This is a genomic window from Caulobacter sp. CCUG 60055, assembly GCF_022750545.1.
Classification (GTDB): Bacteria; Pseudomonadota; Alphaproteobacteria; order Caulobacterales; family Caulobacteraceae; genus PUIC01.
Genome location: NZ_PUIC01000008.1, coordinates 237442 through 251929, shown reverse-complemented (window position 1 = coordinate 251929; position 14488 = coordinate 237442). Strand labels below are relative to the sequence as shown.

Annotated in this window: 11 protein-coding genes; 1 reads left to right on the top strand and 10 read right to left on the bottom strand. The window is 71.7% G+C overall.

Going from position 1 to position 14488, the window contains the following annotated elements; genetic code table 11:
* Positions 1 to 64 precede the first annotated feature (64 nt).
* On the top strand, positions 65 to 2860 hold the full coding sequence (locus tag C5708_RS13205) for a transcriptional regulator (protein WP_242921806.1): 2796 nt from the start codon (positions 65 to 67) through the stop codon (positions 2858 to 2860).
* A gap of 15 nt (positions 2861 to 2875) precedes the next feature.
* On the opposite strand, the gene murG is transcribed toward C5708_RS13205, so the two are convergent.
* From murG to C5708_RS13155, 10 genes are read right to left on the bottom strand one after another with little or no spacing between them, the layout of a single operon-like run.
* Positions 2876 to 3970: an undecaprenyldiphospho-muramoylpentapeptide beta-N-acetylglucosaminyltransferase gene (murG, locus tag C5708_RS13200; protein WP_242921804.1), complete on the bottom strand. Its 1095-nt coding sequence runs from the start codon at positions 3968 to 3970 to the stop codon at positions 2876 to 2878.
* Between the two features lie 49 nt (positions 3971 to 4019).
* Complete coding sequence (locus tag C5708_RS13195) at positions 4020 to 5201, bottom strand: putative peptidoglycan glycosyltransferase FtsW (protein WP_242921802.1); 1182 nt, start codon at positions 5199 to 5201, stop codon at positions 4020 to 4022.
* On the bottom strand, positions 5198 to 6613 hold the full coding sequence (murD, locus tag C5708_RS13190; RefSeq protein WP_242921800.1) for a UDP-N-acetylmuramoyl-L-alanine--D-glutamate ligase: 1416 nt from the start codon (positions 6611 to 6613) through the stop codon (positions 5198 to 5200). Before murD ends, C5708_RS13195 begins: the two co-directional genes overlap by 4 nt.
* A gap of 16 nt (positions 6614 to 6629) precedes the next feature.
* Complete coding sequence (gene mraY / locus C5708_RS13185; protein ID WP_242921798.1) at positions 6630 to 7742, bottom strand: phospho-N-acetylmuramoyl-pentapeptide-transferase; 1113 nt, start codon at positions 7740 to 7742, stop codon at positions 6630 to 6632.
* On the bottom strand, positions 7742 to 9160 hold the full coding sequence (gene murF, locus C5708_RS13180; RefSeq protein WP_242921796.1) for a UDP-N-acetylmuramoyl-tripeptide--D-alanyl-D-alanine ligase: 1419 nt from the start codon (positions 9158 to 9160) through the stop codon (positions 7742 to 7744). Before murF ends, mraY begins: the two co-directional genes overlap by 1 nt.
* Complete coding sequence (locus tag C5708_RS13175) at positions 9153 to 10628, bottom strand: UDP-N-acetylmuramoyl-L-alanyl-D-glutamate--2,6-diaminopimelate ligase (RefSeq protein WP_242921795.1); 1476 nt, start codon at positions 10626 to 10628, stop codon at positions 9153 to 9155. Before C5708_RS13175 ends, murF begins: the two co-directional genes overlap by 8 nt.
* A complete protein-coding gene (locus tag C5708_RS13170) occupies positions 10628 to 12406 on the bottom strand; it encodes a penicillin-binding protein 2 (protein ID WP_242921793.1) in 1779 nt (592 codons plus the stop codon). Before C5708_RS13170 ends, C5708_RS13175 begins: the two co-directional genes overlap by 1 nt.
* Positions 12403 to 12867, bottom strand: a complete 465-nt coding sequence (locus C5708_RS13165; protein WP_242921792.1) for a cell division protein — start codon at positions 12865 to 12867, stop codon at positions 12403 to 12405. Before C5708_RS13165 ends, C5708_RS13170 begins: the two co-directional genes overlap by 4 nt.
* Positions 12864 to 13796, bottom strand: a complete 933-nt coding sequence (gene rsmH, locus C5708_RS13160) for a 16S rRNA (cytosine(1402)-N(4))-methyltransferase RsmH (protein WP_242921791.1) — start codon at positions 13794 to 13796, stop codon at positions 12864 to 12866. Before rsmH ends, C5708_RS13165 begins: the two co-directional genes overlap by 4 nt.
* Positions 13793 to 14260 (bottom strand): division/cell wall cluster transcriptional repressor MraZ, encoded by a 468-nt coding sequence (locus tag C5708_RS13155; RefSeq protein ID WP_242921790.1) that lies wholly within the window; start codon positions 14258 to 14260, stop codon positions 13793 to 13795. Before C5708_RS13155 ends, rsmH begins: the two co-directional genes overlap by 4 nt.
* Positions 14261 to 14488: the final 228 nt, after the last annotated feature.

The window sequence follows — 14488 nt, the reverse complement described above, 5'->3', positions numbered from 1 at the left end:
TCCCCGGTCAGCATTATCGGCCCATCATCGCGCACAGGCGATACGCGCGAGACCTTCGCAACCCATGGTCATGTCGATCGACACCTCGATCCTGACGGCCTACTTCAACGCGAAGGAAGGCCTGTCGGCCGACGGCTCGGGCGCCGCCGGGGCCAGTCCCGCCGGCGCGGCCCCGACCAATCCGACGCCGCCCTGGTCCAACCGCTCGACCGCGGCCCAGCCCAGCGCCCTGATGCAGTCGGTGCTGGCCGGCGGCAAGTTCATCGACACCGACGCCGCCAAGCTCGACGTCGCCGCCGGCGGGGCGACGGCCAACGCCAACTACCGCAACACCTTCGCGCTCTATCAGGGCTTGTCGGCCCTGCAGGCCCTGGCCGCGCGGATGACCGCGACCAATGTCGGCTCGGCCGAGAAGGCCCAGATCCAGCAGGCGTTCCAGGCCGGCCTCGCCCAGGTCCAAACCTATCTGGGAACCAGCCCGTTCAACGGTTTCAAGGTGGTCCAGGGCGCGCTGATGAGCAGCGACCAGAGCACCGTCGGCGCGCCGACCCAGACCAACACCTACGCCACCGGCGTGCTGCACACCGGCGCGGCCACCGACGAGGTTCCGGCGTTCCAGGGACCGCTGCAGTTCAACCTGACCGTGACCAAGTATTCCGGCGCCCAGACGCAGGTCGCCTTCGACCTGTCCGAGATGGGGTCGACGCCGCGCTCGATGCCCAACGTGGTCAGCTACCTGAACGGCAAGCTGCAGGCGGCCGGCGTCAGCACCCGCTTCGCCGACCAGATGACCCCGGCCGCCCCCCGCACCGTGCAGATCGGCGGACAGAGCGTCACCCTGCCCGCGCTCGGCGACCAGTACGCGCTGAAGATCGTCGGCTCGTCGGTCGAGACCCTGTCGTTCTCGGCGCCCGCCGCCGACCCGGCGGTCTATGTGGCCCAGTCGATGGGCGCCGCCGGCGCCTCGCAGCAGCAGCAACTGGCCAAGTTCGACGCGTCCTCCGCGCCGACCGCGACGGCGACCGCCAACGGCCAGGTGTTCGCCCAGTCTCTGGGGGCCAAGGCCGGCGCGGTCCACGCCACGGCCACGGCGCCGGACGGCTCGGTCTATGTCCTGGCCGACGTGGTCGGGGCCACCGACGACGGCAAGGCGATCAAGGGGGCGCAGGACGTCGCCCTGTTCAAATACGATTCCGCCGGCCATCTGACCTATTCGCGGACCCTGGGCGCGGCGAGCAGCGCCTCGGGCCTGGCGCTCGCCGTCTCGTCCGACGGCAAGCAGGTGGCCATCGCCGGCTCGGTGACCGGCGCGCTGGACGCCAAGGACGGCCAGGCCGCCGCGACCGCCTCCGACAGCTTCGTCAGCGTCTACGATTCGGAGGGCCAGTCGCTGTGGAGCCAGCGGACCGGCGCGACCGGGGCGAACGACCAGGTGAACGCGGTCGCGTTCGGCCCCGACGGCACGGTCTATGTCGCAGGCCAGACCGACGCGGCCCTGCCCGGGGCCGGCGGCTCCCAGGGCGGCACGGACGCCTTCGTCCAGTCGTTCCACGCCAAGGCCGTGCCGTTGTACGACGGCTCCGGCGGTCAGGCCTGGGTGGCGACGCCCGCCTATGTCAGCCAGTACGGCACCAGCGGCCAGGACAAGGCGACGGGGATCGCCGTCTCCGGCGGGCAGGTCTATGTCGCCGGAGTCGAGAACGGCCACGCGGTGGTGCGGGCCTTCGCCGCGGGAACCGGCGGGGCCTTGTCGGCCGGGACGACGCGCGACCTGGGCGACCTGCAAGGCGGCTCGGTCGCCGGGATCGCCGTCGCCGCCGACGGCTCGCTGGTGGTGGCCGGCTCGACCCACAACGGCGCGCTGGCCGCCGGGACCACGACCCAGGCCTACGCCGGCGGCAAGGCGGCCTTCGTCGCCGACATCGCCTCCAGCCTGCAGCCCGCCGGCTCGGACCGGCTGACCTATCTCGGCGGCGGCGCCGACCAGACGGCGTCGGCGGTGACGGTGTCGGGCGGACAGGTCTACGTCGCCGGCCAGATCGCCGTCGCGCCCTTGCCCGGCGACGGCCAGACCACCGCCTTCGACGCCTATGTGGCCGCCGTCGATCCCCTGACCGGACAGGTCGGCTGGACCCAGCGCTACGGCGGCCCGGACCGGCAGGCGGCCCCGACCTCGATCGCCGTGGCCCAGGGCGGCGCCTCGGTCCTCGACCGGCTGGGCCTGCCGTCGGGAACCATCGACTATTCGGCCTCGCCGCTGGTGACGGCGGCCACGTCGATCCGCCCCGGCGACCAGTTCTTCGTGCAGAGCGGCTCCAGCGGCCTGACCCAGCCGGTGACCATCGCCGCCAACGACACCTACCAGACCCTGGCGCGCAAGATCATGCAGGCGTCGGGCTTCAACGCCTCGGCCTCGGTGGTCACCGTCGCCGGCCGCCAGCAGATCCAGATCAAGGCCGCCGGCGGAACGCCGGTGCAGCTGTTCGCCGGCCCAGGCGGCCAGACCCTGCAGTTGCTCGGCCTGCGCGAGGGGGCGATCAGCACGACCGCCGACCAGGCGTCGTCGCTGATCCCGGGCGATACGCCCCAGGGCGGCGGACGGCCGACCGCCTCGCTGAAGCAGGCCTACGCCCTCAACCTGTCTTCGGCGCTGGACCTCAAAACGCCGGCCGACGCCAAGGCGGCCCAGGCGGCGCTGGCCTACGCCATCTCCGAGGTGCAGAACATCTATCGCGACATGACCACCGCGCCGCCCCTTCCAGGCGCCGGCGCGGCCAGTGGCGGCGACGTGCCCGCCTACCTGACCAACCAGATCGCCAACTATCAGGCCGCGCTCGACCGGCTGACCGGCGGCTCCTGAAGCCCCCGCGCCGGCTCAGACGCTGGCGGCGGTCTTCTCCACCACATCGGCCAGCCGCTCGGCGGCGTCCGGCATCGCCGCCGAACGGGCGCCCGCCGCCATGCGCGCCAGCCGCGCGGGGTCCTTCAGCAGGGCGTTGAGCGCCCCGGCCATGGAATCGACCGTCAGTTCGTCCTCCAGCGCCACCGCCGCGCCGCCGGCGTCGGCCAGCAAGCGGGCGTTGAGCCGCTGGTGGTCGTCCATGGCGATCTTGAGCGGCACCAGGATCGAGGGCCGCCCGGCCACGGCCAGCTCGCACACCGTCGAGGCGCCGGCCCGGCCGACCACCAGATGCGCCATGCGCAGCCGCCCGGCCATGTCGCGGAAGAAGGGGGCGACCTCGCAGTCGACCAGGGCGTCGCGATAGACCTTGCGGGCCTGCTCCATCGATTCCGGCCGGCTCTGCTGCTGGACCTTGAGCCGCAGGCGGATGTCCTCCGGCAGCTTGGCCACCGCCTCGGGCACCAGTTCGGACAGCAGGCGCGCGCCCTGGCTGCCACCGGTGACCAGCAGGCGAAGCTGCACTTCCGGCGGGATGTACGGCACCTCGGCCAGGGCCCGGACCTCGGGGCGGACCGGGTTGCCCACCACCACCGCGCGGGCCTTGACCTTGGGCTTGGCCATTTCCAGCGTCGGGAAGGCGCAGGCGAGGTTGCCGACATAGGGGGCCAGGAAGCGGTTCACCCGGCCGAGCACCGCGTTCTGCTCGTGGATGACCGTCGGGCGCTTCTGGCTGATCGCCGCCAGCAGGGCCGGCAGCGACGGATAGCCGCCGAAGCCGACCACCACGGCCGGGTCCATGTCGCGGAAGGCGGCGCGGGCCTGCATCACGCCCTGGAAGATCTCGATCCCCGCCTTGGCCAGGCCCAGCACGTCGCCCTTGGCCGCCGTGGCCGCCGACAGGGCCAGCCGATGCTCGGCCGGGAACTTGTCGGCGTAGAGCGCGCCCCGCTCGTCGGTGGCCAGGACGATGCGCCAGCCGCGGGCCTTGAGGACTTCAGCCAGGGCCTGGGCGGGAAACAGGTGGCCGCCGGTGCCCCCGGCGGCGACGACCGCGATCTTTCTACTCATGACCCGCCTTTGGCTTTCAAATGCGCCGCTTTTGGGGAAAGCCGCCTGTTTAGGCGAAGTCGCCCGCGCGAGCCAACCCGTCTCCCTGGGCGTAGGCGCCGGGGCGGCGGCGTGTCAGGGCCAGGGCCAGGCCCATGGTCAGGCCCATGGCCAGCATCGACGAGCCGCCATAGCTGATGAAGGGCAGCGTCATCCCCTTGGTGGGGATCATGTTCAGGTTCACCGCGACATTGATGAAGGCCTGCTGGCCGACCAGCACGAACAGGGCGCCGGCCGCCACCTGCTCGAACGGGTCGGACAGTTTCATCGACTTGTAGAGGCCGCGGATGACGATGAAGGCGAACAGGGTGATCAGGCACAGCGAGAAGACCAGGCCGAACTCTTCGGCCGCGCCGGAATAGGCGAAGTCGGTGTGAACGTCGGGCACCTGCCGCTTGAGCACGCCCTCGCCCGGGCCGCGCCCGAACAGGCCGCCGGCGGCGATGGCCTCCTGGGCGCGGTCGATCTGGTGGGTGTCGGTCTTGTCGGGGTCGAGGAAGCGGTTCACGCGGCTGGCCACGTGGTCGAACACGAAATAGAGCGACAGCGCCCCGCCCATGGCCACCGTCGCCAGGCCGATGATCCAGGCCCAGGGCACGCCGGCCATGAAGAAGGCCGCCCCGAAGGCGATGGTGATCAGGATGGTCTGGCCGACGTCGGGCTGCAGCAGCAGCAGGACCACCGCCAGTCCGTAGAGGCAGAAGGCGATCGACACGCCGGGAACGCCCTGCCCCTTCTGCCCTTCGGCGAACATCCACGACACCAGGATGATCAGCGCCGGCTTCATGAACTCGGACGGCTGCAGGGTGAAGCCGCCGAGCTCCAGCCAGCGGGTGGCCCCCTTGGCGTGGTGTCCCAGGAACGGCAGCGCCGCCATCACCAGGATCGCCAGCAGATAGATCATCACCGACGCCCGCCGCGCCCCGCGCGGCGTCAGCAGCGACACCGACAGCACGATGGCCAGGGACGCGACGCCGAACAGGGTCTGGCGGGTGGCGAAATGGAAGGGGTCGCCCACGTGCATGCGCGCCGCCGCCGCCGGGCTGTTGCCGAAGGACAGCAGCACGCCGATCAGGATCAGCAGCACCGTGGCGCCCAAGAGCCAGCGGTCGGTGGTCCACCACCAAAGGCCCAGGGCCGACCTGTCGGTGCGGGCGAAGGCGTGGTGTTGGGAGGGATTGGCGGCGGTCACGCCCGCGCCTCCTTGGCCGGCGCCCCGCCGAGGCCCTGCACCGCCGCGCGGAAGGCGTCGCCGCGAACCTCGAAATCGGGGAACTGGTCGAACGAGGCGCAGGCTGGCGACAGCAGGACGATGGCGTCCTCGCCGGAAAGCGCCGCGTCGGCGTAGGCGGCGGCGGCGGCGGCGGCGATGTCGCCCGACCGCTCATAGGCGGCCTTGCCCTCCAGCGTCTCGGCGAAGGCCTCGGCCGCCTCGCCGATCAGATAGGCCTTCTCGATCCGGGGAAACAGGTCGACCAGGCCGTCGATGCCGCCCGCCTTGGGCACGCCGCCGGCGATCCAGTAGAACTTGGGGTAGCTCGACATCGCCTGGCGCGCGGCGTCGGCGTTGGTGGCCTTGCTGTCGTTGATGAAGCGGACGCGGCCGATCTGGCCGACCGTCTCCATGCGGTGGGCGAGGCCGGGGAAGCTCATCAGGCCGGCGGCGGCGTCCTCGACCGACACGCCCAGGGCGCGGGCGGCGGCGTAGGCGGCGGCGGCGTTCTGCCAGTTATGCCGGCCGGGCAGCGAACGGGCGTTGAGCAGGTCGGCGACCTCGATCACCCGCTCGCCGGTGGCGTCGTACAGCACGCCCTGCAAGGCGTACACGCCCCGGCCCATGGCGCGCCCGGCGCTGATCGGCCAGATGGTGCGGCGGTTGGCGGCGGTGATCTCGGTGCAGATGCGCTGGCACCAAGCGTCGTCGACGCCGATGACGGCGGTGTCGCCCTTGCCCTGGTTCAGCAGCACGCGGCGCTTGGCCGCGACATAGCCCTCCATGCCGCCGTGGCGGTCCAGATGGTCGGGCGTGATGTTGAGCAGGATCGCCACGTCCGGCTTCAGGCTGGAGGTCAGGTCGAGCTGATAGGACGAGACCTCCAGCACATAGACCGCGCCCCCGTGCATGTCGTCGAGGCCGAGCACGCCATAGCCGATGTTGCCGCCCACCCGCGCGTCGCGCCCGGCGGCGGTCAGCAGGTGCCCGATCAGGGCGGTGGTGGTCGACTTGCCGTTGGTGCCGGTGATGGCCACGACCTTGGGCTTCTTGTGCGCCGGCGCGGCGTTGACGGTACGGGCGAAAAGCTCGATGTCGCCGACGATCTCGACCCCGGCGGCCTTGGCTTTCTCGACGGTCCAGTGCGGCGTGGGATGGGTCAGCGGCACGCCCGGCGACAGCATCAGGGCGGCGAACTGCGACCAGTCGGCCGTGCTCAGGTCGACCAGCGGCAGGCCCTCGGCCTCGGCCGCCTCCCGCGACGCCGGCTTCTCGTCCCACAGAGCGACCTCGGCCCCGCCGGCCTGGAGCGCGCGCGCGGCGGTCAGCCCGGTCCGGCCCAAGCCGAACACGGCCACTCGCTCGCCCTCGAAGCCACGAACGGGGATCACGGTCGCGCGCCCTCCCCTATCTCAGCTTCAGGGTGGCCAGGCCGATGATGGCCAGCATCACGCTGATGATCCAGAAACGGACCACGACGGTGCTTTCCTTCCAGCCGAGCTTTTCGAAGTGGTGGTGGATCGGGGCCATGCGGAACACCCGCTTGCCGGTCAGCTTGAACGAGGCGACCTGGATCATCACCGACAGGGCCTCGACCACGAACAGGCCGCCGACGATGGCCAGCACGATCTCGTGCTTGGTCGCCACCGCCACGGCGCCCAGGGCGCCGCCGAGGGCGAGCGAGCCGGTGTCGCCCATGAAGATCTTGGCCGGCGGGGCGTTGTACCAGAGAAAGCCCTGACCCGCGCCGATCAGCGCGCCGCAGAACACCGCGATCTCGCCGACGCCGGGGACGAAGTGGACCTGCAGGTACTGGGCGAACACGAAGTTGCCGACGAGGTAGGCGATCAGGCCGAAGGCGGCGGCGGCGAACATCACCGGCACGATGGCCAGCCCGTCCAGGCCGTCGGTCAGGTTCACGGCGTTGGACGCCCCCACGATGACAAAGCCGCCGAACACGACGTAGAACCAGCCGAGGTCGAGCAGCATCCGCTTCAGGATCGGGAAGGCCACCGAGGTCGACAGGCCCGGCGCCTCCGGCGACTTGCCGCCGTAGAGCACCAGCAGGGCCACGGCGGCGAAGGCGATCAGGAACTGGACGAGCAGCTTGACCCGGCCCGAGACCCCGGCCGTGGTCTGCTTGGTGACCTTGGCGTAGTCGTCGAGGAAGCCCAGCAGCCCGTAGCCGGCGGTGACCAGCAGCACCACCCAGACATAGAGGTTGGACAGGTCCGCCCACAACAGCGTGCCGACCAGCAGGCCGGCCAGGATCATGAAGCCGCCCATGGTCGGCGTGCCCGCCTTCTCGACCACGTGGCGCTCGATGCCGTCGGTGCGGATCGGCTGGCCCTTGCCCTGCTTGGCCTGCATCCAGCGGATGAAGCGCGAGCCCATGGCCACCGCCACCAACTGCCCGGTGAACAGCGCCGCGCCCGTGCGGAAAGTCAGATATTTCAGAAGGTTGAGCAGCGGGATGTGCTCGCGGTAGCCCGACAAATGCTCGTACAGCAGATAGAGCATCAGACGCGCCCTCCCCGATCGCCCGTCGACCCCGCGGCGAGCGCCGCCAGGGCGGAAACCACCATCGACGCCTTCGAGCCGTTGGACCCCTTCACCATGACCGCGTCGCCCGGCGCGACGGCGCGCGCGACGTGCGGCGCAAGCTCGGCCGCGCTTTCGGCGTACCCGCCAAGGCGAGTCGAAGGAAGGGCGTCGGCGAGAGATTTCATCAACGGTCCGGCGCAGAACACCAGATCGATCCCGGCGGCCTGGACGTCGCGCGCCAAGTCGGCGTGGAATTCCGCCGCGCGCGGGCCCAGTTCGAGCATGTCGGTCAGCGCGACGATCCGCCGCCCCTCGGTCGGCCGCGCGCCGAAGGCCCGCAGGGCCGCGCTCATCGACACGGGGTTGGCGTTGTAGCTTTCGTCGATCAGCACGAACGGGCCGCCGGCGGCCGTGATCGTCCGCTCGGCGCCGCGCCCTTCGAGCGGTTCGAAAGCCGCCAGGGCGGCGACGCCGACATCCAGGTCGACGTCCAGCGCTTCCAGCATCAGCAGCACCGCCATGCAGTTCAGCCCCCAGTGGAAGCCGGTCTGCCGGATCGGGAAGCTCAGGGCGCGGCCGTGCAGCCGCGCCTCGATCCGCGAGCCTGCCTCGGTGCGGACGATGTCGACCAGGCGCGCGTCGCAGGTCTCGTCCGAACCGAAGGCGACTACGCGCGCCCCCGCCTGCTCGGCCTCGCGACGGAGCAGGTCGAACCAGACGTTGTCGGCGTTCAGCACCGCCGCGCCGCCGGGCTCCAGGCCGGCGAAGATCTCGGCCTTGGCGCGGGCGACGCCGGCCTCGCCGTCCGGGAAGTTCTCGGTGTGGACCGGGCCGACCGTGGTGATCGCCGCCGCGTGCGGCCGGACCATGCGCGACAGGGGACGGATCTCGTCGGCGTGGTTCATGCCGATCTCGAAGACCGCCCGCTCGGTGTCGGCCGGCATCCGCGCCAGGGTCAGCGGCACGCCGATATGGTTGTTGTAGGACTTCACCGAGGAGTGCGCCCGCCCGGCCAGGGCCAGCCCGACCCGGATCGCCTGGGTGACGCTGGTCTTGCCGACCGAGCCGGTGACCGCGCCGCGCCGGGCGTGGACGGCGCGGTCGCGGGCCGCCGCGCCCAGGCGCTCCAGTCCCTTGAGGGTGTCGTCGACGATGACCTGCGGCCCGGCGACCGGGCGCGAGACCAGCGCGCCGCCGGCGCCGGCGGCCATGGCGGCGGGGATGAACTCGTGCCCGTCGCGCACGCCGCCCAGGGCGACGAACAGGTCGCCCGGCTCGACAGTGCGGCTGTCGATCGAGACGCCGTACGCCTCGAACGCCGCCCCCTCGCGCCGGCCCCCGACGGCGCGGGCGATGTCGTCCGCCGTCCAGAGCGGCCCGCGCGCGTCAGTCATCGCCTGCCTCCAGGGCGGCGCGGGTCTCGGCCATGTCGTCGAAGGGATGGACGACGCCGGCGACGGTCTGGCCCTGCTCGTGCCCCTTGCCGGCGATCACCAGCACGTCGCCCTCGCCCAGCAGGCGCACGCCCTCGCGGATGGCGGCGCGGCGGTCGCCGATGTCGGCCGCGCCCGGGGCGGCGGCCAGGATGGCGGCGCGGATGGCGGCCGGATCTTCCGAACGCGGATTGTCGTCGGTGACGATGGCGACGTCGGCCAGCCGCTGGGCGATCTCGCCCATCTGCGGACGCTTGCCGCGGTCGCGGTCGCCGCCGGCCCCGAACACCACGATCAGGCGGCCCCGGACGTGCGGCCGCAGGGCGGCGAGCACGGTCTCCAGGCCGTCGGGGGTATGGGCGTAGTCGACATAGGCCTCGCCGCCCCGGCGGCCGGTCCCGACCCGTTGCAGCCGGCCCGGCGCGCCCTGGAGGGTCTCCAGCGCCGCCAGGACGTCGCGGGCGTCCTCGCCGGCGGCGATGCACAGCCCGGCCGCCACCAGCGCGTTGGAGGCCTGGAAGGCGCCCGCCAGCGGCAGGCGCACGTCGTGGACCTTGCCGGCGGCGCGGATCTTCAGGCGCTGGCCCTCGGGCAGCAGCGAGCGTTCCAGCAAGGCCAGGCCCTGGCCCTGCTCGCCGACCGAGAACAGCGTCTGCCCCGAAAGGCGGGCGGTGGCGGCGAAGGCGCCGAAGGCGTCGGAATCGGCGTTGAGCACCGCCGTCCCGCCACGCGGCAGCAGGGTGTCGAACAGCCGCAGCTTGGCCGCCCGGTAGACGCCCATGGTGCCGTGATAGTCGAGATGGTCCTGGGTCAGGTTGAGGAAGCCGGCGGCCGTCAGCGCCACGCCGTCGAGACGGCGCTGGTCGACCCCGTGGGACGAAGCCTCCATCGCCAGATGGGTGACGCCCTCCCCGGCCATGGCCGCCATCAGCTGGGCGACGTCGGCGGCGTCCGGCGTGGTCAGTCCTGGCGGGGTGATCTGGCGGTCGGCCTCGCCGGCGGCCGAGATCGAGACGCCCAACGTGCCCATGCTGGCGGCCCGCCGGCCGAGCCGAGCGAAGATCTGCCGGCAGAAGGTGGCCACCGAGGTCTTGCCGTTGGTGCCGGTGACCGCCACCACCGTCGCCGGCTGGGCGCTCCAGAAGGCCGCCGCGGCCAGGGCGTAGGCCCGCCGCAGGTCGCCGGCGTGGACCACCGGGGTCGGAAGACCGGAGACGTCGTCCGGCGCCAGGAAGGCCGCCGCCCCGGCCTGCAGGGCCGCGGGGATGAAGCTGCGGCCGTCGACCTTGGAGCCGGGCAGCGCGGCGAACAGCATGCCCGGCTTCACCCGACGGCTGTCGGCGGTGACGCCGGTTATCAAGGGATCGCCCAGCCCCTGGCCGGAAAGATCGCGGCGGACCAGTTCGGAAAGCTTGCGCGCGGCGCTCATCAGTCGGCTCCCAGCGCGCCGGACACCGGCGCCGGCGCGGTCGGCCCCGGCGGCGTCATCGGCGGCGCGGCGCGCTTGACGCCGAGGAACGGCGCGATGCGGTTGATCACCGCCCCGGCGGTCGGGGCGGCGGTGAAGCCGGCGGTGGCGAAGCCGAAGGTGCCGGGCGCCGGATGCGGCTCGTCCAGCAGGATATAGACGAAGTACCGCTTGTCGCTGATCAGGCCCGAGGTCGGGAACACCGCCGCGAACGAGGCGACGCGGGTGTTCAGCATGTAGCGGCCGTCCTTGGCCTTCTGGGCCGTGCCGGTCTTGCCGCCGACCGAAAGGCCGGGCACGTCGGCCTTCTTGCCCGAGCCCTTGGGCTCGGTGACGTTCAGGCGCATGAAGTCGAGCATGGTGCGCGAGGTGGCCTCGGAGATCACCCGGTGGCCCTTGCGCTGGGCGTCGGGCGCCTGCTTGCGGATGGTCAGGGGCAGGTATTCGCCGCCGTTGAAGATGGCGGTCATGGCCGTCGCCACCTGCAGCGGCGTCACCGAGATGCCCTGGCCGAACGACATCTGGGCCATGGTGATGTCGCTGAGATTGCCCTGGCTGTTGCGGCGGGGCAGCAGCGGGCGGGTCGATTCCGCCAGCTCGCTGGGCGCGGCGTTGTAGAGGCCGAGCCCCTTCATGTAGCGGTCGACCGTCGGGCTGCCGGCGGCCATGGCGATCTTGCTGGCCCCGATGTTCGACGAGTGGGTGAACACCTGCGGCAGCGCCAGGATGGTGTCGCCCTTGTCGTAGTCGTGGATCGGCTTGCTGTTGCCGATCACCAGCGGGTGGGCGACGTCGAAGGTGGTCAGCGGCGTCACCAGCCCGGCGTCGAGGCCCATGGCCACGGTGAACACCTTGAACACCGACCCGGCCTCGTACACCGAGGCGGCGACGTTGTTCTTGCGGTTGACGTCCGGCGAGGCGTTCAGGTTGTTCGGATCGAAGGTCGGATAGCTGGCCATGCCCAGGATCTCGCCCGTGTGGACGTCGATCACCAGGCCGGCGCCGCCGAGCGCCTGGAAGCGCACCGCCGCCTTGTCCAGCTCGTCCTCCAGGGCCGCCTGGATGCGCATGTCGATGGACAGCGGCGTCGGCGCCTTGCCCACGTCCGACTTCAGCACGTCGTCGAGGGCCAGCTCGGCGCCGGCTATGCCCGTCCCGCCCCGGTCGGCGAAACCGATCAGGTGGGCGGCGGTGGTCCCCAGCGGGTAGACGCGGCGATCCTCGTCCTCGAACGTCACGCCGGGCAGGCCCAGGTCGTGGACGCGCGCCTTCTCCTGCGGGGTCAGGCCGCCGATCAGATAGGTGCGGCGGTCGGAGCTCAGCGCCGCCTCGAGCCGCGCCGGCGCCAGCCCCGGCAGGGCGGCGGCCAGCTTGCGGCGGGTCTCGTCGGTGTTCCAGATCTCGCGCTTGTCGATGTAGACGCCGTAGTGCGGCAGGTCGAGCGCCAGCAACTGGCCGTTGCGGTCGACCAGGTCGGCCCGAGCGCCGGGGGGGCCCAGCGCCGCGCCGGCTCCGCGCCCGGCGTCGGCGAACAGGGCCGAGCGGGTGGCGCCGACGCCCAGGGTCAGGAACCCGGCCACGAACAGCGCCAGCACGAAGAAGATGCGCAGGCGGGTGTCGTCCTCGGCCCGGCCGCGCGCCTTGGCGCTCTCGAAGGCGCGCTCGACCAGCCACACCCGCTCGATCAGCCAGCGCCACAGGAACGGCGCACGATAAAGGGCGAGGTCGGCCGGCCTCATCGCGGCGCCCCCGAAGCGGCGGCGGATGCGGACGCGGCGGGAGAAGCGGCGGTCGTCGCGGGAGCGGCCGGCGGAGGCGGAACGGGCGAAGGCGGAACGGGCGTCGAGGCCGCGCCTCCCTTGGCGGGCTTGGCCATGGCCGCGTCGCGGGCGATCTCGACCAGGGCGTCGGGATCGGTCTCCCGCTTGGCCACGGTGGGCTGCAGGCCCAGATACTGGCTCGACAGCCGTTCGATGCGCTCGGGCTGCTCCAGATAGGCCACCTCGGCGCGCAACATGCGGATGCGGCTGCGCTCGTCCTGGATCTCGCGCTGAACCTTGGCGGTCTCGGCCCCCTCGCGGCCGGCGCCGGTCTTCGACAGATAGACGCCGAGGGCGAGCGCCAGCAGGACGGCCAGCGCCCCGACCTCGATCACCCGGAAACCGCGGACGCGGCGGTCGAACAGGTCCGACAGGCTCATGGCGCGCGCTCCCAGGCCGGAGCGGCGGTTCGCACCGCGGCCCTTAGCTTGGCCGAGCGCGCGCGGGGGTTCTCGGCGGCCTCGCGCTCGTCCGGCGCCCGGGCGCCGTTGAACAGCAGCGAGAAGGTGGGGGCCGGACCATGGACCTGCGGCGGCAGGTGGCGCGACCCCGCCGGGGTGCGTCCTGCGCGTTCTGTGAAGAAAGCCTTCACGATGCGGTCCTCGAGCGAGTGAAAGGTTACGACAGCCAGTCTGCCACCTTCCCGCAGGATTCGCTCCGCCGCGTCTAGTCCCGCGTCGAGTTCAGACAGTTCTTCGTTCACCGCGATACGCAAGGCTTGGAACACACGGGTCGCCGGATGCACCTTGGCGCCGCGCCGGCCGCCCAACGCCCTCTCGACCGTCTCGGCCAAATCCAGGGTCCGCGTGAACGGTTGCTCGGCGCGGCGGCGGACGATGAACGAGGCGATGCGCCGGCTCTCGCGCTCCTCGCCATAGAGCCAGAAGATGCGGGCCAGTTCGGCCTGCTCGGCCTCGTTGACGAGGTCGGCGGCGGTGACGCCGTCGGCGGCCATGCGCATGTCCAGCGGCCCGTCGCGCATGAACGAGAAGCCCCGCTCGGCCTCGTCGATCTGCATGGACGACACGCCGATGTCGAGCGCCACGCCGTCACAGGCCTCGACATGGTCGGCCATGGCCGAGAAGCGGTCCTCGATCAGGCGGAAGCGCCCCGTCGCCTCCAGCGGCGCGGCGAACCGGCGGGCGCTGGGGTCGCGGTCGAAGGCGACCACCTCCGCGCCGGCGTCGAGAAAGGCCCGGCTGTAGCCGCCGGCGCCGAAGGTGCCGTCGACGATCAGCTTGCCGGGGCCGGGCGCGAGCGCGGCGACCACTTCGTCGCGCAGGACCGAAACGTGCGGAGCCTCGATCATGCCGCGCTCCCGGCCTTGGCCTGGCGTTGGCGGAGGCGCAGGGCGGCGAGCCCGTCGCGGGCCCCCTGGCGGGCGGCGGCGCGGCGAGCCTGGAAGGCTTCCAGCGGCCAGATCTGGAACCGGTCGCCCAGCCCGACCACCGCCACCTGGTCGGTCATGCCGAAGGCGTCGCACAGGGCTTCGGGCAAGGTGATGCGGCCGGCGGCGTCGAAGGCCAGCTTGACCATGCCGCCATAGATCGCCGTTTCGAGGTCGTGGCGCAGCTCGTCGCCCGGCGGCAGCTCCTCGATCAGGGCGGCGTAGCGGTCGAACAGCGCCTTGCCGCCGCATTCGATGCAGTCGGCGTCGATGGCCGGCAGGCAGAACACCCCGTCGAAAGGCCCGGACAGGGCGGCGCGGTACTCCTGCGGCACGACGATGCGCCGCTTCGCGTCCAGCTGTTTCTCGAAGGTCGAGAGAAACACCTCGTGCAGCCCCTGAACAACCCATCCGGCGCTCGCGGCGCCCCGCGCCAAACCCGCCGCCCATCGCCGAGTTCGGACTTGATTGGGTTAACATGGGATTGACTGGGATACAATGACACCGACGCCCGATTCATAGAAAAAACAAGGATATTTACAACATTGGCGACCGCGCCAGAGCGACTATCAACAGAACATACAGAGAACTGTTAAGCATCGACGCCGGCCGGA